A 25,302-nucleotide genomic window follows, 5' to 3' on the forward strand; every position below is an offset into this window, starting at 1 on the left:
AAAAAGGAATTTTCCTTTTTAGTATACACTACAATTATGATAATAACTATTAATATTTATTGAAAATATTGTATAATTCTTTTATGTTAAAAGAAGAATATAAAAAATTAAAAGTACTATATGTTGAAGATGAAGATTTTATAAGAGCAAATGCTGTTTCATATTTAAAGAGATTTTTCTATGATGTATATGAAGCAAATGATGCTTATATGGCTTTAGAACTTATTGAGAAAAAACAACCACACTTAGTAATAACAGATATAAAAATGCCAAAATTAAGTGGTTTAGATATGATAAGAAGAGTAAGACAAACAGATGAAAAGACTCAATTCATAGTGCTTAGCGCTTTTACTAATAAAGACTATTTACTTGATGCAATAGATTTAGGTTTAGTTAAATACTTATCAAAACCCATAAAACATGATACTATTTTTCCTTTACTTTTAAAGTGTGCAAAACATAGTTTTGAAAATGAGAATAATAAGAAGTTTATAAATGAAACTACTTATTTTGATAGCTTTGAAAAAATATTAAAAGTAGATGAGCAAGAGATAAAACTAACAAAAAGTGAAATGCTTTTTTTAGAACTTCTTTGTGTTAATTCACCAAAGGTAGTAAGTTATGAACAAATTCAAGAGTTTGTTTGGGAAGATGAGTTTATGAGCGACAATGCAATTAGACTTTTGGTTCGTGATTTAAGAAAGAAGCTTCCTTGTAAAGCTATCAAAAATGTATCAAAGATTGGATACAAAATAGAACTTCTTAAATGAAAAAGATTTTTTTTATTTTATTTGTTTTTTCTTTCTCTTTTGCTTTTGCGGATAAATTTAATTTAATAAAAAGTTTTCAAGTTTCTGAAGATTTTGAAATATTTAAAGAGTTTGGTAAAAATGACTTTTTAGAGTATAAAAATAAAAAAGTAAAAAAGTTTGCTATAAAAATAGAGCTTGATAAATCACTTTTAAAAGATAAAGAGTTCTATTTAACAGTGATATCAGATTATGAAAATTTACTTTATTCAAATATATCTTATATGAAAAATAATCATATCTTAATATCGAAATTAGATAAAAATACTCCAAATGAAATAACTTTTTATTACTCTTATGATAAACCTAAAAGAGCAGGTTTTAGAATCAAAATTATTAGTGAATTTGAGTATAAAAATATTTTTCCATTTGAGGGAATTTTATATGGACTAGCTTATGGAATCATCTTTTGCGCTTTTTTATACTATTTTATAATATATTTTTCAACTAGAAAAAATTACTTTTTATATTACTCTATAATGCAAATATTTGTACTAGCATCTTTAATTGGTTTTGTCTATTTCAGCTTTAAACCATATCCTACAAATAATGCTCAAGCAATTGTTGATATTTTTGAAAATATGAGTTTTATTTTTACTTTATTATTTGCAAAAGAGATTTTAAAAACAAAAAAGAAGATGCCATATGCAAACTATTTATTATGTTTTTTTATAGGCATAAATATTATTGATATTTTTATAATCTTTTTTACTAAATACTCTATTTTATATGAATATATGCCTTTTTATATAATCTTTTTATTACCAACTATTTTAGGTATTGTTTCAATAATTAAGAAAAATGAAAATACTATAATATATACAATTGGTTGGAGTTTTATGACTATTTTTATATATTTAGCTGAAATGGAGTTAATTCCTTTAAGTGGAATATATACAATACATATAGTTGCACCAATGGAGTCTTTAATTTTTAGTTTTGCACTAGCTTTTACTTTAAGAGCTATAGTAAATGAAAAGAATGAAAAGGAAAAATTACTTATTCATAAAAGCAAATTAGCCTCTATGGGTGAGATGATAAACAACATTGCCCATCAATGGAGACAGCCTTTGACTCACTTAAGTTATATAAATATGAACTTACAAATGGCATCTTATGATAATCAATTAAACAATCAATATCTAAATGAAAAAATAGAAGAATCAAATAATCAACTTGAGTTTATGTCAAATACTATTGAAAGTTTTAGTGATTTTTATAAGCCACAAAAAGAAAAAGAGTATTTTTATATTTCAAGTGCTGTAAAACAAGCAATAAATATTATGTCTGTTATTTTAGATAAATATCATATTGAAATTTCATTGGAAATAAAAAATGATATGAAAATTTACTCTTACGAAAATGAGTATTCTCAAGTTGTATTAAATCTAATAACAAATGCAAAAGATATTTTACTGCAAAGGGAAATTATAAATCCAAAAATCAAAATAACTATTGATACAAAGTTAAATAGAAGTGTTACAACTATTTGTGATAATGCAAAAGGAGTTGATAATAAAAATATCCAAAAAGTATTTGAGCCATATTTTACTACAAAAGAAAAAGGAAGTGGAATAGGGCTTTATATGTCAAAAACAATAATCAACTCTCACTTTAAAGGAGATTTGAAAGTAACAAACACCAAAGAAGGTGCTTGTTTTTTTATTGAAGTTTGATTTGTTTTTAAACTTATTTTTTTAATTGTGCCATTAGTATTTTTGTATTTCTTGCACTAAAATATAAAGCTAAAGCTATAAATAAAAAGCCAAGTGATAAAAGTATGATTAAAGGCATTCCTAGTTCATTACTTCTTTGTCTTGGTTGTGAAAGCTTTTTCTTAGCCTCTTTTGAAGCTTTTATACTAAAACCCTCAAGTGGAGCAATTCCATCTTTTACAATTTGATGTCCAGGTCCTCCATCTAAAACTACTTGATACTCTTCTTTTGGAATATCAATAGTTATTTCACTCTCATCAGGAAGTCTTTTTTTAAATAAAATTTCTCCTGTTGCTAATGATTCAAGTCTTATCATCGCACCTGCTGCTTTTTGTCCATTACTAAATTCACCTATAACTGTGATTGTATTGTCATCATTATTAAATACATTCATTAAAAGTGTGTGTGCACTTAGGTTTACTGTTAAAAAAAGTGCTAAAAAAATATATCTTAATTTCATTGTTTTCCTTTAAACTTTTGCTTTAAAAAAGCTTTTTGCTTCATTTCTATTATTTGGTAATTTGTAAGCTAATAGCATAAGTAATAAACCAAATAAAAACAGTCCTAAATCAACATTTAAAATAGTATTCATTTTAAGAGCATATAATTCAATTGGATTAAATCCACTATTATAAAAATGTAATATTGGAGTTAGCATAAAAAATAAAGCTCCTATAAAAAAGAACTCTTTTGTTGCTTGGTATGAATTAATTCTATAAAATGACCATGTAAATGTTGCAAGCCAAAAGACAAAAAATAAGCCCTTTTGCCAAATAAGTCTATCTTGCATATCAAATGGTAAAATCCATTGAAGTAAAAATATAAAGCCAGTTGCTGGAATAACACCTATCATAACTGCAAGTGATAATTTCCCAAACCAGTGATAAAAAGGAATTTTATTTTCAAATCTTTTTGCTCTTTTTTCAAGCCAAAGCATTACTCCAAATCCAATTGCAACTGCACAAATAGCCATAAGTGTTGCCATAAGAATTCTAGTAAACACATCAACTCCAAAAAGTAAATGTAAGAAATACATGCTATCTACAAATAGTTTAGACCAATGGGAATCTAAAACTTTTATATTTTGTATTAAGCTTCCATCAACTCCACTTAATATAACAGTTGGATCATTGTAAATACCATTTAAAAATGGCATTTTGGGATTATATCCTTCAATTTCAACTTGTGCACTTGAATCTTTCCAATTTATAAGCTTTATTTTGTGAAAGTTAACATTTGGATTTATCTCTTGTGCTTTTTTTATTAGTTCATTAATTGGAAGCATTTCAACAGTATCATTTTTCTTTTCAATTTTCTCTTTTTCTGGGTTAAGAACAGGTCTTATTAATCTTCCTATTTGAAAAGTTTCACCTTTTGAGCTTATATATGCCATAGGTGCAGAGCCTATAAATCCTATGTTCATTAAAGCACCTGTTAATGTAACTATAATAAAAGGAGCAAATATCCATGTGAAAATTTTTCTATGCCATTTAGAAAATTTACTTTGTTGATTTTTCCCTTTATTTTTATATTTTATTAAATAGACTTGAATTAATCCACCAATAATTAAAAACATCACTCCAACTGCAACAAATCCAAATAGTAAATAACCAAAAGTTTTCAATGGTCTTCCATAATGCATACTATTTAAAAACCATGCAAGTTCAGAAATATCTTTTTCATCTTCTATTTTTTCCATACTATTTGGATTAAATACAACAGCTTCAGTAAACATATGTCTTATCTTAAGTGCAGGATCACCTCTGTATCCTGGTAGTTGAATAATTATATTATTTCTTGGAAATTCTGGGTCTGAAATTACGGGATCAATCATGGCTGAATAATTTATATTTTTAATATCAGCTGCTTCAAAATGTCTTGATGGCTTTTCCCATGTTTGAATATATGGTAAAAAAATTGCAAAAATCCCAAAAAAGACAGCTACATACATAAATAATGAAAAAGTAATCCCAGCTGCTACATGAACCCTTTGTAATCTTTGTTTTAATAGTTTTGTTGGATTATGACTCATGTTAATTTCCTAAAATAAAAATTGCAATAGCAATACAAAAAATAGTTGAGGGAATAAAAATCTTGTATAAAGCTATCATCTTAGTTGAAGATACAGATATCCATAAAGCTGCAATTGCCCAAGCTAGTGTGTTAAACATCAATGGAATAATAATTGACTCTCCAGCAGTTCCAGGAAGTATGAAAACAAGTAAGGTCATAGCTAGATATGCAACTAGCAGACCACCAAAAATAGCGCAAATAGTCCTAAAAAGTCCAATTTTTTTTCCACTTTGTTCAGGAGTATTTAATTTTTTAAATATAGAATTTACTTTACAATTCAAAAATATCACCTTTATTTAATTTTGATAATTATAATCATTAAATGATGAATAATGACTTAATAGAATTTATAACATGATAAGAATAAGTATATAGCAAAGCAACCACATAGAAAGATTTAGATATAATGGCAAAAATTTTATGGTGAAAGATAGATATGATAGATATAAAATTACTGCAAAAAGATTTTGAAACTACTGCAAATGCCTTAAAAAGAAAAGGTGTAGATGCAAAACTACTTGATAGTTTAAAAACAATTTCACAAGATGCTAAAGCAAAAAGACAAAGCATGGAAGATGTAACTGCACAGCAAAATAAATTATCAAAAGAGTTTGGAAGATATAAAAAAGAAGGACTTGATATAGCACCATTACAAAAAAGTATTGGTGAACTTAAAGCTAAAAAACAAGACTTAGAAGATGATGTTAGGGTTTTAGAGGAGAAACTAACTTCAATTGCACTTGGTGTTCCAAACTTTCCAGATGAGAATGTTCCAAATGGTGAAAGTGAAGATGAAAATGTTGTATTAGAAACAATAGGTGAAAAACCATCATTTAGTTTTGAACCAAAAGAGCATTGGGATTTAGGTGAAAAAAATGGATGGCTAGATTTTGAAAGAGGCGTTAAGTTAGCTAAATCTAGATTTTCAGCTATGAGAGGAGTTGCTGCAAGATTAGAAAGAGCATTGATTAATTATATGCTTGATTTTAATAGACAAAGAGGTTTTGAAGAGTGGTATGTTCCTTTTATGGCAAACTCAAACACTTTACAAGGAACAGGACAACTTCCAAAATTTGAAGATGATTTATTTAAAATTGAGGATGAGGATTTATATCTTATTCCAACAGCGGAGGTAAGTCTTACTAACCTTTATAGTGATGAAATAATTGCTGTTGATGAATTACCTTTAATGTTAACTTCATATACTCCTTGTTTTAGAAAAGAAGCAGGAAGTGCAGGGCGTGATACAAGAGGATTGATTAGACAACACCAATTTGATAAAGTTGAAATGGTTGCAATTACTAAACAAGAAGATTCAGAAGAAATATTTGAAAAAATGGTTGCTTGTGCTAGTGACTTATTAACTTCACTTGGACTTTCTCACCAAAAAGTTATGCTTTGTACTGGTGATTTAGGATTTAGTGCAGCAAAAACAATTGATTTAGAAGTTTGGCTTCCTGGACAAAATAAGTATAGAGAAATATCTTCAATCTCAAATACTAAAGAGTTTCAAGCAAGACGAGCAAAAATAAGATATAAAGAAAACAAAAAGAATATTTTAGCACATACACTAAATGGCTCTTCTTTAGCAGTTGGAAGAACACTTGTAGCTATAATGGAAAACTATCAACAAGAAGATGGCTCTATAAAAATACCTGAAGTACTTAAAAAGTATATGTAAGAAATAAAAAATAAGAAACCAAAAAAGGCTTCTTATTTTTTCAAACAAAATTCGCAATTTTAATAATATATTCACATTTATTTATCAATAATTTGACAAGTATAAATTAATTCTTAGTTTAGATCAAAGTTAGGAATGAGAATGACTAAACTAAAGAATTAAAAGACAAAAGAAGTTTCATAAGACTTATTATGTAGGGAAGGAGACATATTATAAGTAAAACTTCTTTGACTGTATTATATAACTTTATACAAATTATATACTTGATTTATATCAAAAAAGAGTAAATTTTTAGTAAACTTTTTACACAATTTTTAATATTAGATAAGAAATTTAGAAAAAATCACTATAAATAACTTTTATAGTGATTTTTTGTTTCTAAAAGCTAATAGTATGATTATTAAAATTATAATAGCACTTATAGGAACAAATGAAGGAATAGGTACAGGATCACCTGCTGCATAAGAGTGTTTTCCACTTAAATAGTAGTTTACTCCAAAATAAGTCATGATAATTGAAGCATAACTTACAAGTGTTAATACAGCAAATAAAAACTCTGTTAAAATACCTTTTATATACCGTAGATGAATAATCACAGCATAAATTAAAATAGATACTAAAGTCCAAGTCTCTTTTGGATCCCAACCCCAATATCTACCCCAAGATTCATTTGCCCAAATACCTCCTAAAAAGTTTCCTATTACTAATAAAACTAAACCTATAATTAAAGACATTTCATTTATTCTATTTGCTTCTTTTATACTTAAAAGAATAGAAAAGAAATTTTCATTCTCTTTATTTTTATTTATTAAAGCAAAAAGAATTAAAGCTATAAATCCAAGTAAAGCACTTAATCCTAAAAAGCCATAACTTGCTGTAATTACACTAACATGAATAGTTAGCCAATATGACTTTAATACAGGTGCTAAAGTTGTGATTTGTGGTTCCATCCAACTTAAGTGTGCAACAAATAGTGTTATTGCACTTAATATTCCTGTAGTAGCTAATGCAAGATTTGATTGTTTTGAAAAGAATATTCCTGATAATATTATTGCCCATGCAATATAAATCATGGATTCATAACCATTTGACCATGGTGCATGACCTGCAACATACCATCTAAGTGCAAGCCCAAAAGTATGAAACACAAAGCCTATAATAAGCAATATAAGAACTATTTTTGTAAACTTAGTAATATTTAGATTTTGTTTAAATATATTTATAAAAACAGTTATTAAAAGAGTAAGACCTAATATTAAGTAATAAGGAGTTAATCTTTCAAATATATTATATTTATTAAATATTAGTTCTGCTTCTATTTTCCATTTTGTTGGCATAATATGTGTTGCATATTTTTTTTGAAACTCTTTTATATTTTGTAGTTTTTCATTAACTTTATTCCAAGAAAGATTATTTTCATTTGCTTTTTTTAATGTAATAAAATAGTCTTGCATAAGCTCTTTTATTTTTATAGCTTGCTCTTTTGACATACTAATATCAGAACTATTATCTAAAACTCTTAGTGCAATAGAAGGAGCAATCCATCTGTTTTTTTCATCATATGCTATTGGAAAGGCTTTGAAAAAATCCCCAATAAATAGTGAGTATGCAATATTTAATCTTTCATCAACTTTGATTAACTCTTTATCAAGTTTTGTTCTACTTATGGGTTTTTTTGCATTTGCATTTTCTAAAAGATTTTGTAGTTTATATTTCCCATCTTTTGTATATATATCATTAAAACTAATCGTTTTTTTATTTTTATCAATTTTTAAAATCTCTTTTAATTTATCGTTTTTTATTTTTATAAACTCTATATTTTGCCAAACTTTTGGATATAACATCATGCTTAAGAAAAATTGGTTTTCATCAAGATTAAATATCTTATCTTTTCTTGCAATTTTGTTTACTATTTCAATAGCTAATGAATTAACAGGCTTTATTCTTCCTTGGTAATCTTGAATCAAAAAACTTCCAAAATAGTCTGAGTGTTTTTTATCTATGTTTTTAATACTATTGATTAACTCTTCATTGATTGAATTTTTTGCAAATGTTGGAGTATTAAAAGAAAATAACATAAAAAGTACAAAAAGTGCTGATTTAAAACCATTTTTTAAATAGTAACTTTTTTTAATATCTTCAATATCAAATCTTTTATTGCTTAATTTTCTAAATCTTCCATTTTTACTAAAAAGATTTAAAAACAGACCTGTAAAAAGTAAAAAATAGCCAATATATGTAGGAGTTTTTCCTGGGTCTTTATTTACTGATAAGATTGTTGCACTTTCATCTTGTTTGTATGAAGATTGAAAGAATCTATAACCTTTATAATCTAATGTATTATTCATATATATTCTATAAAATTTATTCTCTTTTAAATCTTTATCAACAATTTCAATATCACTTAAGTATGTTGATGGTGAGTTTGAACCTGGATATCTATTTAATTGAAAATCCAAAAGTTTTATACTAAAAGGTAATGCAACAGCTTTAGCTCCCCATTGCATTTCAAAATTAACTCCTTGAAAAGTAGTTTTAGTAAGATAACCTCTATTTGAACCACCTTTTCCATATAAAGCTATTTTTTTACTACTGTTATTTGTTATTAAATCAACTAAAACAGCATTAACTTGATCATCTTTTTTTACTTGATTTTTAGAAGCACTTACCACTTTTAAAGCACCTTTTGAACTTGCTTGTTTAATCATAAACTGTGTTTGCCCAACTTTATAAACTCTTGATTGCCCTAAAATAATCTCTTTATTTGCAGCTATTACACCATCTTTTTTATTTTCAATTGAGTACCAAGCAGTAGAGATATTTGCTTTATATAAAATTTGTCCATTATCTTTTGTATTTATTGTAACAAGAGGTTTTTTATAATCTTTAAACTCTTTATTTAATGAAAAATCTAAAAATTGTGTTTTTTTTACTTCACTATTTTTTAAATCAATACTTTTTACTCCATTAAATGTTGATACAACTATATTTACCATTGGAATTCCATCTTTATCATCAACAATTGCTTCAATAGCATTTGGTACAAATTTATCAAATTTAACTTTTATATTTTTATTTTTTAAATCAAAAGTATGTGAAAAATCAGTTTGATTAAGTTTTGTCATTAAAACTTTTTTTTCAAAGTTTAGTTCATTGTTTTTATTAGTAGCTTTTATTTGAATATATTCATCTGTAGTATAAATAATATTTTGTTCTCTTCCCTCATCAATTGTCATAATTGCTTCATATCCCAAATATCTAGTAAGTGCAGAACCTATAAATATAAATATAAAAGATATATGAATTAAAAGAATGAAAAATTTCTTTTTTTGATACATTTTGAACCAATAAATATTAAAGATAACACCAATAGTTAATAAAAGCATTATTGCTTCAAACCAAGTTTGTCCATATATAAATGATTTTGCTCCAAGAGGTCCAAAGTCATTCTCTACAAAAGTAGCAACTGCACATGCAAGGGCAAAAAATAGCATAAGTACAGTCATAACTTCTATACTAAAAAGTGTTTTAATAGTTTTTTTCATTTTGTTAATCCATAAAGTATTTAAATTTTATAAGTAACACAAGAAAGGAAGATATTATGTGTTACTTACAAAAATTAGAGTCTATTATAAAAAGAGGAGAAATCCTCTTTTTACTTTTAGTTGTAAGAAGTTTTATGTTCTACTTCTTTTGTAGATTCTGGGTTATAAAGACCTTTTTTCTCAGCCTCTTTTTTCCATTTTGGTACTAAGTTTTTGTTGAATTCTTTTTTATCTTCAACAAGTTTTTTAAATGGAAGACCAATAATTTTTTGAGCATCTTCTTTTGTTTTATACTCAGGTGCTTTATAATCAGTAGCTCCATGTTTAGCTAATATTTTAGCTAATTTAATTCTTGCTTGTCCAGCTTTATCAATAGCAGTTGCTAATACTCTTAATGTTTCTTCTGGTGCATGGAAGAATGCAGGGTGTGAAGCAACAGCATAATCCCATCTCCATTGAGCATGTCTAATATCTTTTAATACAGGTGCCATCTCTTCTTTAGTAGCTCCAACTTCCCAAGCTTTACCAGCTTCTAAGTGTGCAGCAGAGATTTGAACCATAGCTTTTTTATGAAGTTCATTTTTTCTTTCTCTTTTTTCATTGATATTAGCAAGTAACTCTTTTTCACTAACTCTATGACAATTCATACAAGTTTTACTCATATTTTCTAGTGGGTTTCCAATATTGTGATCTGTATATTTTATTCCACCTTCTTGAGTATATGGCATGTGACAATCTGCACAAGAAACATTATTTCTTCCATGGGCACCTGTTTTCCACATCTCATATCCTGGGTGTTGAGCTTTTAACATAGGAGTTTTTGAAATCTTATGTGTCCAATCAGAAAAGTTAATATTGTCATAATATTTTTCCATATCATCAACAGAAGTTCCCTCAGCCCATGGTAATGTTACAACAGCTGCTTTTTTACCTTTACTTGTAGTTTTTTTATCAAAATAGTATTCTACGTGACATTGAGCACATACTAAAGTTCTCATATCTTGCTGAGTTGAATTTGATAAATCATTAATTCCAGCAGCTTTTAATCCATCATCTAAATATTTTCTATTTACTTGTAACTCCATTGTTTTAGGATTGTGACAATCCATACATCCAATTGGATTTATAATATCAGAACCATATTTTGCCCATTTACCTGTATAATACTCTTCATCACCTTGTTCATCCATGATTCTTGGAACATCTGGTGATTTACAAGTCCAACATGCAGTTGGCATTGGTCCTGTTTTTTCATCAACTGGCGCACCTGTTCTTAATGTATTTCTGTTATCTTCAATTGCATAAAAATGTCCTCTTGGAGCATTATAATCTTTTGCAAATCCATAACCAGCCCATAATACAACAAGCTCAGGATACTCTTTTAACATATCGTGAATATCATCAGAGTTTTTAGTTTGTTTCCAAGAATCAAATTGTCTTGGATAGTACTTTCTAAACTCTTCGTTTTTTGTTTCCCATTTTTTACCTATTTGCGGAACACTATTAATCTGTTTTTGTTCTTCTTTTTTTTCATTAATTGATGCAACTAAAACAGACATTAGTCCAATTGCTATTAAAGAAATAGCAAGAAGGATTTTGTATTTTTTCATGACAACTTACCTCTATTTCATTTTTTCTTTAACTCCAAGATTATATGGAGTAGATATTAAACTACGAACTTTACCATGTGGCACATACTTGTGACACTCCCAACATTTCCGACCAGTTTCTAGACTTCCGTCCTCACCGCTATGATATTTGTCAGCGTTTAGCTTCAATGTCGCACTCTCACTTGCATGACATCGAATACAGTTAGCTTGTACACGGCTTGCTCCATCATCACTTATTTGAATATTATTCTCATAAGTGTTTAATGTGAACGCAACTGAATGATTCCATCCATCTATTGCTTTTGATTTGTATTTAGCTACAACATCACCAACAGGTAAATGGCAATCAACACATCCTGCCACATTTCTATGTGAACTTCTTTGCCAAGTTGCATAGGCTGAATTCATTGTATGACAATTAATACAGGCCTTTGGATCACTTGACAAATATGACAACATGTTAGATGCATATACTGTGTAAACAAAAAGCGAAGCGGCAATAAGAAGACTTAAAACTGTTCCATAAACAACAATTTTTTTGTTCTTTTCCATCCTAAATCCTTTAAGTTACCCTAAAATTATAAAACTAATTTAAGATAACTCTCTTGATGTAAATCAAGAAATTACAATTTAAGTGAATATTCATTCAAAAATGATAATAGGAAATTATGTATAAATTATTTATGTTTGAGTAGTCTATTTTTAAAAATATCGATAAAATGGTATTTTAAAAGGTAGTGTTATTATATTATCTTATGTTTTGTTTGTTGGTTTAAACTATAAGAAGTGTGTTTGTAAATTTACAAATTTCTTAAATATAAAAATTAAATTTAGCTTTAAAGCAATGAAATTAATTTATAAAAAATACTTATTTTACAAAAACTTTAAAATCATAAGTTTTATTATCAATTTTTACATTTATATATCCACTTGAAACATTAAAGTGTTGATATGTTAATACTTCACCAATTTTGACTTTTCTTTTATTGTAAATAGATTTTGATTTTTGAAAATAACCTCTTGAATTACCTATATAAACTTCTGGTTTTGTATGATAAAACTCTCCAATTACAACAACTTTTGTAAAACAAGTACCATTATAATCAGCTTTTGTTTTTCTTGTATGTTGTATATTTTCACCATTGCCATTTTCATCAAAAATTCCTATTGCATGGGCATTTTTGATATTTGTTGATGAAGCATAAAGATTTAGAGATAAACAAAGTAAAATTACTTTAAAAAAAATCAATTTTTTCATATGTAATTTTACTATATTAGTGTGAAAATATTGTGTAGTTTTTTAAATATATGAAACAACTCTTATTTTTTCGTTGTTTTCTTTTTTCATATTGTCATATAATTTTTGATATTTTACTTTGTCTTTAAAAGATATTGGTGTTCTTATTGATTTGTATTCTACAATTTTACCATCTTTTTTTACAACATTTATTTGAGCATGAACCCAATAAAAGCCCTTATCTTTTCGCAAGTTTTTTATAACTCCACTCCATGAGTGATTTTTTTCTAAGCTACTCCATAACTCTTTAAAAACTTTTTTAGGCATATCAGGATGTCTTACACAATTGTGAGGTTTTCCTATAAGTTCATCTACTTCATAACCACTAATTTGTGCAAAAGTATCATTGGCATAAGTGATATTACCTTTTAAATCAGTTCTTGAAACTATTAATTCATCTTTTGGAACAATTGTTTCTATTAGAAATTCACTTTGCTTATATTCCATTTTATTTTCCTATTTTATCAAAATGTTTGGCAAATCCTTGAACATTTTTCTTTTTTAAATCACCATTATAAACAATATCTTCAGCTTTTATTGTTTCATCATTTAACATACTTGGAACAACATCAGAGTTTTCTAAAACTTGCATATGTTCATTTAGCTCTTCTTCACTATAAGCCATTTGCATATCTGCACTAATTACATGGGGAATGTTTTCAATTACTCTTAAATTTTCAAGCTCTTCTTCAACATTTTTACCCTCAATTGTAATAATAATTCTTCCAATTTCATCATGCATATGATATTCACATGCTTTACAATCTTTTAAATTTTGTACAACTTCATCTAAATATTTTGGTAATGTTTGTACAACAATACTTGAAATGTTCATTTAAAATCCTTTATTTTCTAATTTATAATAGTTTATTTTACTATCATCACTTGATACAAATATTTCATTTTCATTTAAAAAAATAATATTTGTAATAATCATTTTACTTCCTGTTAGTTTATATAATTCTGCTTTTGTTAAGGTATTAAATATTGTTACGTTATTAAACTCATCACTTGCAAATCCTGCTAAGTTTGAACTAGGACTTAAGGCACAACTATATATTAAAAAGTCTGTTTCTTTATAATAAGCATTTTTATTTATAGCATTATAAACTACACTTCTTCTATCTTGTCCTGCTGTTATTATTTTATTTTTTTTCCAATCTACTTGATAAACATTATCTAAGTTTTGGTATTTATAATCTTTGATAAACTTGCCATTTGAAGTTTGGTATTCATGTAAAACACCACTTTCATCTGCAATAATTATTTTTGATTTATCATCATTTAAAGAAAAATCAGAAAATCTTGATTGAGAAGCTTGTCTTTCATAAACTATTTTTTTATCTTTTAAATCATATAAAAAGAGTTGATTACTTAATAGTGAGTAAAGAATTTTGTCTTTTGAAAGAAATTTTGCTTTTGCAATAAATTCTCTTTTTTTATCACTAATTATTGTGTGTAATTTTTCATTTTCATAAATAAAGATATTTCTTCCACCTTTATTTCCTTGTGAAAGTATTAATATTTTATTATCAATTACATCAACACTATAAATCTTAGCATTAATAGTATCTCCTATAAAATCTTTTATTTTAGGAATAGTAATTTGTTTGATTTTTTCTTTTGCTTTAATATCAAAAATATCAATGGTGCTATTTGTAGTTGCTACATATAATTTTTGCTTTTTAATAAGCATATCTGTAACACCACCACTTGTAGTAAAAGAGTTTGTTGCTTTGAGTATATTTATATTAGCTTGTAAACTAAGTACAGAAAAAACTACTAATAATACTATTTTGAAAGTTTTCATTTATGCTCCTATTTCAATTGCATCAACAGGACAGTACTTAATGCAAAAACCACAAGAAGTACAATTACTATTTATTTCAGGTCTAAACATGGCAATAAAATCTATTGCATCATCTAAACAAGGATCTTTACATGAAAAACACATTGTTTGATTCCAAGAGAGGCATTTTAATATATTTATTGATATATTTACATCAATATTTCTTTTGTTTTCTATACTTAATACTTCACTTGGACAAGCATTTGCGCACTCATCACAATAAGTACAACCACCATTTGAAAAATCAATTATTGGTGTTTTGTCTTCATTTATTGATATGATATTCTCTTCACAAGCTAAAACACAAAAGCCCTCACAATTTATACACTCTTTTAAAAAAAGATCTTTGTCTTTATAATAAGGTGGTCTTATTATATGTTTTTTTTCTTCTTTTCTAATTTTTGATGTTATTGAGTTAAAAAATTCTCTTCTTTTCATGGTTTACCTTTTAAAATAGAAGAGAAAATCTTCTATTTTAATATTTATTTAACACCTTCATTCATAGTATCAATTAAATTAGATGCTTTGTTTGCACCTTTTGATTTAAAATCAGGTTTAAAAGTATTATCAACTAATTGTCCATCTGATTGTGGAGCATGACATTGGCTACAATTAAATCTTGCACCAGCTAATGTATTTAACTTTTTATAATCAGCCAATTTTAAATCACTCGTATTTGTATATACTTTACCATCTTTTTCAATTTTACCATCTTTTAGAAGCTTTGTCACTGGTCTAAAATCTGTAAAATGAGATTTTGGAATTGGTGTTGCATTCATTGATTCTGCAATTCCAGGAGTATGGCAAGTTGTACAAGCATTATTATTTATAGTAATTGGTAACATACCCTCTATATCATGTGGAATCATTGGTGGAGCATTTTCAAATGATCTTTCATACAATATCCCTGTTCCAGCAGGAGAAGTCGAATATTTTGTTTTATCTGCTATTGTTGATTTTTCTGTATATAAGTCAGTTTTTCTTAAACCTAACGACTCTTCACTAACAGTTTTTTGGCTTGTTGCACATCCAGCAGCAAATAATACAGCTGCTGTTGCAATACCTAAAGTTATACTAGTTAACTTCATTTTGTTTCCTTTTTTAAATTTTTTATTGAAAAGTTAAGAGCCTCATCATCACACACTTCTACACATCTTCCACAGTTTGTACACTCCCCTGATGTTACAGGAATTGAATCTTTTGTTACCATAAATAGTACTTGTGATTCAGGACAAACCTCTTTGCATTTCATACATGCAGTACAGTTTTCATGATTGTGATGAACTCTTATTAAACTAAATCTTCCAATAAGTGAGTAAAACCCTCCAATTGGACATACATGACCACACCAGCCATTTTTTAATACAAATAGATCAAATAAAAATATAATTACAATAGCTGCCCAGCCAAATCCTAGTCCAAATATCAAACCTCTGTGTACCATTGATACAGGTGAGATTAATTCAAATGCTGCATATCCCATAAAAAATGAGAGTATCAAACTTAAAACTAATACATAATATCTTATGTTTCTTGTTGCAGGTTGTCTTTTTAAAATTTTATTAAATCCAAATTTTCTTCTAATATAGTTACTTAAATCAGTAATTATATTTACAGGACAAACCCAAGAACAAAATGCTCTTCCACCAATAAACATATAAAATACAAATATAATAATAGCTCCTATTAAAACATCACTTGCTATTACTGCACCAGCTGTAAACATTTGAAGTACTGCATAAGGATCACTTAAAGGAACTGTGTCTAAAAGTTTTGATGAACTAAGATTTCCCATTAGGAAATTAAAGCCCCAAACATTAGCTGCAATATACAAAAACATAATAGTAAATTGAGTGATTCTTCTTGCTATTAGGAATTTACTTTTTTTAATTAAATCAATCATCTAAAAGTCCTCCTATATCATTTAAAGAGTCAACTGCTTTTCTTTCACTAATTTTTGTAGTAGTGGTTTCGCTTGTTGCTTTTTCTAATCTTTTTTCATCATTTTTATCCCAGCCTTTGATGTAATAATCTCCAGCTTTTCCTTTTGCAACCTCATTTGGCAATACAAAAATTGCTGCTTTTTGAGTAACACATGCTTTTTCACATAAACCACAACCTGTACATACATCTGCATGAACAACTGGTTTTAAAAAAGCGTGTTTTCCTGTTCTTTCATTTTTTGTATATTCAATAGTAATTGCTTCACCTAAAAGCGGACATGCTCTATAACATGCATCACATTGAATACCCCAAAAAGCTATACAACTGTTATCATCAATTACAGCAACACCCATTGAAGCTTTATTAATATCAAGCTTATTATTTGTTGTTACTAGTTTCTCATTTAATGCATCTGTTGGACATACAGGTACACATGGTATATCAGGACACATATAACATGGAATATCTCTAGGAATAAAATATGGTGTTCCCAAAGGCATGTTATCTCCTGGCTTTGCTAATTGTAATGTATCATAAGGACATGCTTCAACGCACATCCCACATTTAATACATGTTTTAAGAAAATCTTTTTCATTAAGCGCTGCTGGAGGTCTTAGTAAAAGAGATGATGCTGATACTTCATCAACATATGCACTCCATACTAAACCACCAAGTGCAGTAAGCCCTAAGGCTCTTGCACCATTTAGAAAAAACTCTCTTCTATTCATTTTTTGATCTTTTTTTGGAATGTTATTGCTCAAAACAATACTCCCTTTTTGAATTGATAATTTTAATTGATAATGAATTTCCATGACACAAGTAAAAATTGCTCATTAAATTTGCATTTTCTATCATTATCAACTCAACTTCAACTAATTATGCTTTATAAATTTTTACAGCACATTTTTTAAAGTCTGTTTGTTTTGATTGTGGACAAGTATAATCAGCACAAACTTTATTAATAAATACTTTTTCATCAAACCAAGGTACAAATACAAGCCCTCTTGATGGTCTATTTCTTCCTCTAGTTTCAACTCTTGCTTTAACTTTTCCTCTTCTACTTTCAACCCAACAAAGCTCACCTTGTTTCACATCATATTTTTTTGCATCAGCTGGATGCATATAACAAAGTGCTTCTGGTACTGCTCTGTATAGTTCAGGAACCCTCATAGTCATAGTTCCAGAGTGCCAATGTTCAAGTACTCTACCTGTACTTAACCATACTGGATATTGCTCATCTGGCATTTCAGGCGAATCCATATAAGGTCTTGCAAAGATTTTTGCTTTATTTTTTAAAGATTTTTTATTTTTATCTGTAATACCATTTAAATCACCTTGCGCTAAAGCTTTTGCTAGTTTTCCATAAAATGCAAAATCTGTTCCAGCTTTTCCATATTTTTTAGCATAAGGGTCATATTTAGTATTAAATCTCCATTGTGTTTCTTTACCATCAACAACTGGCCATTTTAATCCTCTTACTTTATGATAAGTATCAAAATCAGCTAAATCATGTGCGTGACCTCTACCAAAGTCTGCATACTCTTCAAATAGATATTTTTGAATAAAGAATCCATAACCATTGAATACTTTACCATCACTACCAACAACATTTCTGCTATCTCCATAACCCTCAGAGTTATCAAAACCTGCTTGAATTGGATCATTTTTATCTAATTTATAAGATTTTGCTTTTTCATTTGCAAATAAAATATCATACATAGATGTATTTTCATCATATCCCATAGCTTTTGCTTTTGAAATAACACTTGGTAGTTTTTTACCATTTCTTAGAGTATATTCACCCCATACATCTTTTATAGTAAATCTTTTTGATAATTCAACCCATTGCCAAGTATCAGACATTGAATCACCAACTGGTAATACTTGTTGTCTCCAATGTTGTGTTCTTCTTTCTGCATTACCATATGCTCCCCATTTTTCATAAATCATAGCAGTTGGTAAAATTAAATCAGATACTTTTGCAGAAATACCTGGATATCCATCAGAACAAACAATAAAGTTATCCATCTCTCTTGCTGCTTTTATCCAATGACTAGCACTTGCTGTATCTTGATATGGGTTACAAACATTTACCCATGCAAACTTAACTACACCATCTTCAATATCTCTGTGAATTTTCATAATATGTTGGTTTCCAACAGGATTTAAAGTTTCACTTGGAATTTTCCAAGCTTTTTCACAAATTGCTCTATGTTTTGGATTTGCTACCATCATATCAGCAGGTAGTCTATGACAGAAAGTTCCAACTTCTCTTGCAGTTCCACAAGCACTTGGTTGGCCTGTTAAACTAAATGCACCAGAACCTGGTTTTGCTTGTTTATTTAATAAAAAGTGAACATTATATGCTAAAGTATTTACCCAAGTTCCTCTTGTATGTTGGTTCATACCCATAGTCCAAAATGATACTACTTTTCTATTTTTTTGAATATATAAATTGGCTAATTCTTTAATCTTTTTCTTAAAATCTTCATCAGTTTCATCAGGATTTCCTTTTGAAACTTTAGTAACATAATCAGCATCATATGGTTCTAAGAATCTTTTATACTCTTCAAAAGATATTTCCCAGTGTTTTAATCCAGCTGGTTTATTTATCATATTGTCCCCAGCTTTATATCCATAAGGTGCTAAGGCAGGAGCTTCATCTTCTGAAACTATTTTTGACATCTCTTTAGAAATAGTTTCCATCTCTTTATCAGTATATTTACCTTCTTTGATGGCTTTTTCATCAGATCTTCTCATACCATAACCCATATTTACTGGACTTGCTGCAAATACAATATGCTCTTTTACAAAATCCCAATCAATTGATTCAGGGTGATTATATACAATCTCTCTTGCTATATAGTTCCATAAAGCTAAATCAGAGTTTGGTTTAAAGATAATTTCGATGTCTGCTAAATCAGAAGTTCTGTGTCTATAAGTTGAAAGGTTAATAACTTTTACATTATTAGGATCAGATAATTTTCTATCTGTTACCCTTGACCATAAAATAGGGTGCATTTCTGCCATATTTGAACCCCAAGATACAACAGTATCAGTAAGTTCAATGTCATCATAACATCCAGATGGTTCATCAATACCAAAAGTTTGGTAAAAACCAACAACGGCTGATGCCATACAGTGTCTTGCATTTGGATCAATTGCATTACTTCTAAATCCAGCTTTCATCATTTTTTGAGCTGCATAACCTTCCATAACTGTATATTGTCCAGAACCAAATACACCAACACCCTCAGGTCCAGAAGCTTTAAGTGCTTTTTTAATATGAAATTCCATTTCATCAAAAGCTCTTTCCCAAGAAATAGGAGCAAATTTTCCTTTCTTGTCAAATTCACCTTTTGCATTGACTCTTAGTAAAGGTTGCTTTAATCTATCTGCACCATACATGATTTTTGCATTAAAATAACCTTTAATACAATTTAACCCTCTATTTACAGGTGCTGCTGGATCACCTTTTACTGCAACAATTTTTCCATTTTTCGTAGCAAGCATAATACCACAACCAGTACCACAGAAACGACAAGCTGCTTTGTCCCATCTCCAGTCACCCTCTAGCTTATTTGCTGCTGCTTGAACTTCTGTTGGCATACTCATACCAACTGCTGCTGCTGCAGAAGCTGCGGCTGAACTTCTAAGAAAATCTCTTCTTGAAAGCGACATCTTATCTCCTTTAAAATTTTGTTTCATAAGAATTGTATCACTTATTTTAAATATAATAATTGACCTTAGTCAAATAATATAAGTTTAAATTAAGATAATTATTGTCGGGTTTTAATTGTTTTAAAACTACTTTTTAACACAAAACAAAGTAGAATTAAAAAAAACACTTAAGGCGAATGATTTGAATTATTTACCAATATTTTTAAATATAAAAAATAAAAAAACATTAGTAGTTGGAGGAGGTGAAGTGGCTCATAGAAAGGTCCTTTCACTATTAGAGTTCACTAATGATATTGTGATTGTTTCTTCCCAAATAAATTTTGAGTTTAAAAATACAATAGATAAATATAACTTAAGTTATTTACAAGATAATTACAATAGTAAATATTTAGAAAAAATTGATATATTAATTGTGGCAGTTGATGACTTACAATTACAAAAAGATATTTATAAAGAAACAAAAGATAAGAAAATCATGTGTAATTTTTCAGATTTTGAAGAGTATTGTGATTTTATTTTGCCATCATATATAAAAAAAGATAATTTAGTAGTATGTGTATCAACAATGGGAAGTGCACCAGCATTTGCAAAAGAGTTTAAAAAATATATTGAAAAGTTAATTCCTAATGATATTGATTCTTTTTTAAAACAGATGAAAGATCTAAGAACAAGTTTGCCAAAGGGAAAAAAGAGAATGGACCTTTTAAGACAAAAGGCCCAAAAATATATTCAGAATTTTAAACAATAGATTATTCTGATTTATTACAATTTTTTGATAAAGAGTTTAGCTCTTTTTTAAGCTCCTCTAATTTGTGAGTAAAGTTTAATAAGTTTTCTTGTGATTCAATGACCATATCTTCACTTTTATATAATTGGCTTGATAAATCTCTTGATTCACTTAATTCATCAAGGATTTCATCAAATTCATTTGTTAAATCTTCTAATTTTTTTGAAGCATTATCTGAATAAGCCATTGCTGCATTTATTTTATTTATGAAGCAATTAAGTGTATCTGTTGCTTCAACTATCTCTTTTTCTGCTTCAAAATGTATTAAATCAATTGGTTCATTTAATTTACCCTCTTTTATGTTTTTAGAAAGTTCTAAAAACTTTTTAGCATTCTCTTCCATACTTTTTAATTGAAAATAACTATATATAATTAAAAGTATAATTATTAATGCAAAAAGGTATTGAAAATAGTTAATAAAGGTTGTTTTTCTTTCTGAATATGTGGTATATAAACTAACTATTTTATCAACTTCATTTAATAAATTATTATTAGTAGCATAAACAGTATCGACCAAAATTTTTAATGTTTTTTCATTTTTTTCATTTCTATTTTGCAATAACTCTTTTATTTCTTTTATATTTTCATAAAAATTAAACCATAAAATCTCTACTTTTGATATTTGATTTGAAATAGCAGTAGTTGGTGCTGGTTCTATTTTGATTAAATGATTTCCATCTTTTAGTGAGTTTAGATTATATATAAACTCTTGAGTTGCATTATCAAGTTCTGAAAAACTGTGTTGATTATTATGATAAAGATAGAATACATTTTTTGATATTTTTTGAGTTAGCATCCTTTGTTTACCTGCAATATTTATTATTAGAGCATCTTTTTCATTTTTTGCATTTAAATATATTGTTGTTGCTATAACACTTGACATTAAAATAACAAATAATAAACCAATTGTTTTGATTTTATTACTTATTGTTGCTGTTTTCTTCATACACCAATTCCTTTAAATATTGATACAAGTTCTTCTTTATTTAAAATTTCTACTTTACTATTTTGGATACTTATTGTTTTATTTCTACTTAATCTTTTTAAAACTCTTGATAAAGTTTCTGGTTGAATATGTAACATAAATGATACTTCTTGCCTTTTTAATTGATTGAACATATCTAAATCTTGAGTTAGCATAAATGCAACTTTAGCAGTTGCATCAAATACTAATTCTCTATTTATAATACATTGAAATTGTTGACTTTTTTTTAGTAAAACTTCAATTAGTTTTGAAGTTAAAATATTTTTATCCAAAAAGTTTTCTTTAAACTTTTCATAATCAACAACTAAAATAGTTGAATCTTGGGTAAACTCAGCATTTGAAAAACATTGTATTTCATTGCTATTTAATGAAGACAGTTCTGATATCATACTATTTTTGTGTATGTGATATAAAAAAATCTCATTTCCGAATTTATCAACTTTATATATTTTTATTAAACCATCTACTAAAAACATAAGTTTGTTATTTATTTCAGTTTCATAATATAAAATTGAATTTTTAGGATAAGTAGATACATTTGAAAAGCTAGCTAATGTATTTACTTGTTCTTCATTTAGTTCTTCAAAAAAGTTAATATTTTTTATAGTATCTTCTAATAACAATAATATCCTTTTGTAATTTTTTTATTTAAGCAATTCTATATTATCCTATTATAAAATTTGATTAATTATATTACAATATTTATTAATAAGGTTAGAAATTGAGTTTTAAAAAATATATAAAAGCTGTTGGAACAGGTTTTAAAGGAAATAGAGATTTACAAGAAGATGAGGTTATAGATGCAATAACAAAAATCTTAAATAAAGAGGCAAGTGATACTCAAATAGGAGCATTTTTAGTAGGCTTTAGAGTAAAACTTGAAAGTGATGATGAACTAAAAGCTTGTGTAAAAGCATTGAGAAATTTTATGAAGTTTTATGAAGTAAAAGACTCGATTGAGCTTGGTTATTCATTTGATGGAAGAGTAAGAAATCCTTTTTTATTTCCTTTATTTAAAGATATATTAAAGCAGTTTTATGAAAAAAACAGTGATGTAAAACCTCTAAATTTAGTAATTTCAACAGATAAATTACAACCAGCAAAGCTTGGAATGTGTACAAAAGATTTGGTTTTAGAGTATGATTTAGGAGATAATATATATACTTTTAATAGAGAAAACTATTTAAAACCATTAAGTGATTTAACTTCATTAAGACATGAATTAGGACTTAGAACTGTTTTTAATACAGTAGAAAAACTTTTAGGAGTTGCAAAAAGTGAATATGCAGTAACTACAGCTTTTCATAAACCATATGTGAAAAAGTATATTGAAGTTTTTAAAGACTATTTTGAAGACGTAAGCGTAGTAAAAGGAGCTGAGGGTAGTCCTGAGGTCTTTTCAGATGGTAAGTATTGGCAAAAAATAGATGAAAAAATAGTTGAGACAAGCTTTAATTTAAAAGATTATGGTATTAATTATGATAGAAAATATGAACATATATCTTTAGAAGAGACTAAAAATATAATTAATAATCCTGATGAAGAGATTATAAAGCTAAGTAAGTTTAATATTGCATTATATTTACTCTTTTCAAAAAGAGTTAACTCTTTAGATGAAGCTTGGCAGCGATTAAATTAAGGATGGTATATGAATTTAAAAGAGCTTTATTTATTTAAAGATTTAGATGAAAAGACGATCAGACAAATAGAAAATATTTCTGTTAAAAGTAATTATGTAAAAGATAATATCATTTTTTATGAAGGTGATGAATCAAAATATTTGCATTTATTAATAAAAGGTGTAGTTAAACTTTATAAAAGTACAAGTAACAGTAAAGAGATTGTTATGAAATATTTTTATGATAATGAACTTATCGCAGAATTAAGTAATTTTGAAAAGATACCTTATCCAGCAAGTGCTGTTGCATATAGTGAGTGTGAAGTTTTAAGGATTGATTTTGAAAAATTTAGAAAAATTATCTATTCAAATGAAGATTTAATTTTAAAAATACAATCTTCACTTATAAAAAAGATAAAAAATTTAGAAAGAATCATCTCTTCACAGTTAGTTTTAGATACTCATCAAAGAGTTGCAAAATATATAGTTGAGAATCAAGAAGATTTTTTTAATACAAAAAATATTCTAATTGCTCAAATGCTTAATATAACACCTGAGACTTTATCAAGAGTACTTAGAAATTATAAAGACAAAAGTCTAATTGATATGAAAAATAAAACTATAAATCAAGAAGAACTTATAACAATTTATAGTTAAAATTTTTCTAGAATTAAGCTTTTTTATATTAAGCTTTTGAAATTTTTTAAAAAAAGTGAGAAAATTATGTTAATAGATGGACATAATAGAGTTGTTGATTATTTAAGAGTATCTGTTACTGAAAGATGTAATTTTAGATGCCAATATTGTATGCCTGAAAAACCTTTTTCGTGGGTTCCAAAAGAGAACTTACTTTCATATGAAGACTTATTTAAATTTATAAAAGTTTCAATTGATGAGGGTATAAAAAAAGTTAGAATTACAGGTGGAGAACCTCTTTTAAGAGAAGATTTAGACAGCTTTATTAAAATGATATATGATTATAAAAGTGATATAGATTTAGCACTTACAACAAATGCTTACTTATTGCCTAAAGTTGCCCAAAAACTAAAGGATGCTGGACTAAAAAGAATCAATGTTTCACTTGATACTTTAAAGCCAGATGTAGCAGCAAAAATTGCTCAAAAAGATGTTTTGGCAAAGGTTTTAGAAGGAATAAAAAAAGCAGATGAAGTAGGTTTAAAAATCAAAGTAAATTGTGTTCCTATAAAAGGAATAAATGATGACGGAATTATAGAAGTTTTAGAGTTTTGTAAACAAAGAGGATATGTAGTAAGATTTATTGAGTTTATGGAAAATCATTATGCAAAAGATAGCGCAAAAGGTTTAGACTCAAAAGAGATTAAAGAGATAATTTCTAAAAAATATAATTTTAAAATGGTTCCAAGAGATACTAGCTCACCTGCTCAATATTATGAGTTAGAAGATGGATATCAATTTGGAATAATAGAACCTCATAAAGATGATTTTTGTGCTTCATGCAATAGAATCAGATTAACAGCTGAGGGATTTTTGATTCCTTGTTTATATTTTGAAGATGCAATGAGTATTAAAGATGCAGTTCAAAATGATGATATTGATAAAGCAGTTGATATTTTAAAAGAGGTTTTAAGAACAAAGCCTGAAAAAAACAAATGGTCAGAAGAAGATGGAACAGAGACTTCAACAAGAGCATTTTATGAAACAGGAGGATGAAAATCCTTTTATTTAA

At 27.3% G+C, this 25,302-nt stretch carries 24 protein-coding genes; 7 read left to right on the top strand and 17 right to left on the bottom strand.

Translation table 11 applies throughout. The features are described from left to right. Positions 1–83 precede the first annotated feature (83 nt). Positions 84–770 (top strand): response regulator transcription factor, encoded by a 687-nt coding sequence (locus ACAN_RS02390; protein ID WP_099333919.1) that lies wholly within the window; start codon positions 84–86, stop codon positions 768–770. Beyond that, complete coding sequence (locus ACAN_RS02395; RefSeq protein ID WP_099333830.1) at positions 767–2,485, top strand: sensor histidine kinase; 1,719 nt, start codon at positions 767–769, stop codon at positions 2,483–2,485. Before ACAN_RS02390 ends, ACAN_RS02395 begins: the two co-directional genes overlap by 4 nt. A 13-nt stretch (positions 2,486–2,498) precedes the next feature. Here the strand turns inward: ACAN_RS02395 and ACAN_RS02400 are convergent, their stop codons facing one another. Genes ACAN_RS02400 through ACAN_RS02410 form a run of 3 tightly spaced genes read right to left on the bottom strand, consistent with a single transcriptional unit; the run spans position 2,499 to position 4,878 of the window. Next, on the bottom strand, positions 2,499–2,984 hold the full coding sequence (locus tag ACAN_RS02400) for a hypothetical protein (RefSeq protein ID WP_099333831.1): 486 nt from the start codon (positions 2,982–2,984) through the stop codon (positions 2,499–2,501). A 9-nt stretch (positions 2,985–2,993) separates the two neighbouring features. Then, on the bottom strand, positions 2,994–4,556 hold the full coding sequence (locus ACAN_RS02405) for a PepSY-associated TM helix domain-containing protein (protein ID WP_099333832.1): 1,563 nt from the start codon (positions 4,554–4,556) through the stop codon (positions 2,994–2,996). A 1-nt stretch (position 4,557) separates the two neighbouring features. Next, complete coding sequence (locus tag ACAN_RS02410; RefSeq protein WP_228145309.1) at positions 4,558–4,878, bottom strand: hypothetical protein; 321 nt, start codon at positions 4,876–4,878, stop codon at positions 4,558–4,560. 155 nt (positions 4,879–5,033) lie between these two features. On the opposite strand from ACAN_RS02410, the gene serS reads away from it, so the two are divergent. Next, positions 5,034–6,278 carry a serine--tRNA ligase gene (serS, locus tag ACAN_RS02415; RefSeq protein ID WP_099333833.1) on the top strand — a complete coding sequence of 415 codons (1,245 nt, stop codon included), beginning with the start codon at positions 5,034–5,036 and terminating at the stop codon, positions 6,276–6,278. A 359-nt stretch (positions 6,279–6,637) separates the two neighbouring features. Here the strand turns inward: serS and ACAN_RS02420 are convergent, their stop codons facing one another. The 12 genes from ACAN_RS02420 to napA all read right to left on the bottom strand — a co-directional run bounded on the left by ACAN_RS02420 (position 6,638) and on the right by napA (position 20,204). After that, entirely contained in the window at positions 6,638–9,823 is a 3,186-nt protein-coding gene (locus tag ACAN_RS02420; protein ID WP_099333834.1) for a cytochrome c biogenesis protein, read from the bottom strand. Between the two features lie 116 nt (positions 9,824–9,939). Beyond that, positions 9,940–11,433 carry an ammonia-forming cytochrome c nitrite reductase gene (gene nrfA, locus ACAN_RS02425; RefSeq protein ID WP_099333835.1) on the bottom strand — a complete coding sequence of 498 codons (1,494 nt, stop codon included), beginning with the start codon at positions 11,431–11,433 and terminating at the stop codon, positions 9,940–9,942. 12 nt (positions 11,434–11,445) lie between these two features. Then, the gene (nrfH, locus tag ACAN_RS02430) at positions 11,446–11,985 is read right to left on the bottom strand and encodes a cytochrome c nitrite reductase small subunit (RefSeq protein ID WP_099333836.1); all 540 of its coding nucleotides are present in this window, start codon (positions 11,983–11,985) and stop codon (positions 11,446–11,448) included. A 316-nt stretch (positions 11,986–12,301) separates the two neighbouring features. Next, a complete protein-coding gene (locus ACAN_RS02435; RefSeq protein WP_099333837.1) occupies positions 12,302–12,691 on the bottom strand; it encodes a hypothetical protein in 390 nt (129 codons plus the stop codon). Positions 12,692–12,733: 42 nt separating this feature from the next. After that, the gene (locus ACAN_RS02440) at positions 12,734–13,177 is read right to left on the bottom strand and encodes a PAS domain-containing protein (RefSeq protein ID WP_099333838.1); all 444 of its coding nucleotides are present in this window, start codon (positions 13,175–13,177) and stop codon (positions 12,734–12,736) included. Position 13,178: 1 nt separating this feature from the next. Then, positions 13,179–13,565, bottom strand: coding sequence for a chaperone NapD (locus ACAN_RS02445; protein ID WP_099333839.1), 387 nt, complete (start codon positions 13,563–13,565; stop codon positions 13,179–13,181). Further along, positions 13,566–14,540 carry a WD40 repeat domain-containing protein gene (locus ACAN_RS02450; protein WP_099333840.1) on the bottom strand — a complete coding sequence of 325 codons (975 nt, stop codon included), beginning with the start codon at positions 14,538–14,540 and terminating at the stop codon, positions 13,566–13,568. Next, positions 14,541–15,017 carry a ferredoxin-type protein NapF gene (locus tag ACAN_RS02455; protein ID WP_099333841.1) on the bottom strand — a complete coding sequence of 159 codons (477 nt, stop codon included), beginning with the start codon at positions 15,015–15,017 and terminating at the stop codon, positions 14,541–14,543. Positions 15,018–15,061: 44 nt separating this feature from the next. Continuing rightward, positions 15,062–15,667 (bottom strand): nitrate reductase cytochrome c-type subunit, encoded by a 606-nt coding sequence (locus ACAN_RS02460; protein WP_099333842.1) that lies wholly within the window; start codon positions 15,665–15,667, stop codon positions 15,062–15,064. Beyond that, positions 15,664–16,482: a quinol dehydrogenase ferredoxin subunit NapH gene (gene napH / locus ACAN_RS02465; protein WP_099333843.1), complete on the bottom strand. Its 819-nt coding sequence runs from the start codon at positions 16,480–16,482 to the stop codon at positions 15,664–15,666. Before napH ends, ACAN_RS02460 begins: the two co-directional genes overlap by 4 nt. Next, a complete protein-coding gene (gene napG / locus ACAN_RS02470) occupies positions 16,475–17,284 on the bottom strand; it encodes a ferredoxin-type protein NapG (protein WP_099333844.1) in 810 nt (269 codons plus the stop codon). Before napG ends, napH begins: the two co-directional genes overlap by 8 nt. A gap of 115 nt (positions 17,285–17,399) precedes the next feature. Beyond that, on the bottom strand, positions 17,400–20,204 hold the full coding sequence (napA, locus tag ACAN_RS02475) for a nitrate reductase catalytic subunit NapA (RefSeq protein WP_099333845.1): 2,805 nt from the start codon (positions 20,202–20,204) through the stop codon (positions 17,400–17,402). 181 nt (positions 20,205–20,385) lie between these two features. Here napA and ACAN_RS02480 point away from each other — a divergent pair, with 181 nt between their 5' ends. Then, on the top strand, positions 20,386–20,952 hold the full coding sequence (locus ACAN_RS02480) for a precorrin-2 dehydrogenase/sirohydrochlorin ferrochelatase family protein (RefSeq protein ID WP_099333846.1): 567 nt from the start codon (positions 20,386–20,388) through the stop codon (positions 20,950–20,952). A 1-nt stretch (position 20,953) separates the two neighbouring features. Here ACAN_RS02480 and ACAN_RS02485 read toward each other — a convergent pair whose 3' ends face one another. Next, positions 20,954–21,937 (bottom strand): type IV pili methyl-accepting chemotaxis transducer N-terminal domain-containing protein, encoded by a 984-nt coding sequence (locus tag ACAN_RS02485; protein ID WP_099333847.1) that lies wholly within the window; start codon positions 21,935–21,937, stop codon positions 20,954–20,956. Next, positions 21,934–22,599, bottom strand: coding sequence for a Crp/Fnr family transcriptional regulator (locus ACAN_RS02490; RefSeq protein WP_099333848.1), 666 nt, complete (start codon positions 22,597–22,599; stop codon positions 21,934–21,936). The genes ACAN_RS02485 and ACAN_RS02490 overlap by 4 nt, the downstream gene beginning before the upstream one ends. Positions 22,600–22,697: 98 nt before the next feature. Between ACAN_RS02490 and ACAN_RS02495 the strand changes: the two genes are divergently transcribed. The 3 genes from ACAN_RS02495 (at position 22,698) to moaA (ending at position 25,286) form a co-directional block, all read left to right on the top strand. Continuing rightward, positions 22,698–23,615: a glycosyl transferase gene (locus ACAN_RS02495; protein WP_099333849.1), complete on the top strand. Its 918-nt coding sequence runs from the start codon at positions 22,698–22,700 to the stop codon at positions 23,613–23,615. Between the two features lie 9 nt (positions 23,616–23,624). Beyond that, positions 23,625–24,251, top strand: a complete 627-nt coding sequence (locus ACAN_RS02500; protein ID WP_099333850.1) for a Crp/Fnr family transcriptional regulator — start codon at positions 23,625–23,627, stop codon at positions 24,249–24,251. Positions 24,252–24,317: 66 nt separating this feature from the next. Continuing rightward, positions 24,318–25,286, top strand: coding sequence for a GTP 3',8-cyclase MoaA (gene moaA, locus ACAN_RS02505; RefSeq protein WP_099333851.1), 969 nt, complete (start codon positions 24,318–24,320; stop codon positions 25,284–25,286). The last annotated feature ends 16 nt before the right edge of the window (positions 25,287–25,302 follow it).

The sequence above is a fragment of the Malaciobacter canalis genome, from assembly GCF_008000835.1.
Classification (GTDB): domain Bacteria; phylum Campylobacterota; class Campylobacteria; order Campylobacterales; family Arcobacteraceae; genus Malaciobacter; species Malaciobacter canalis.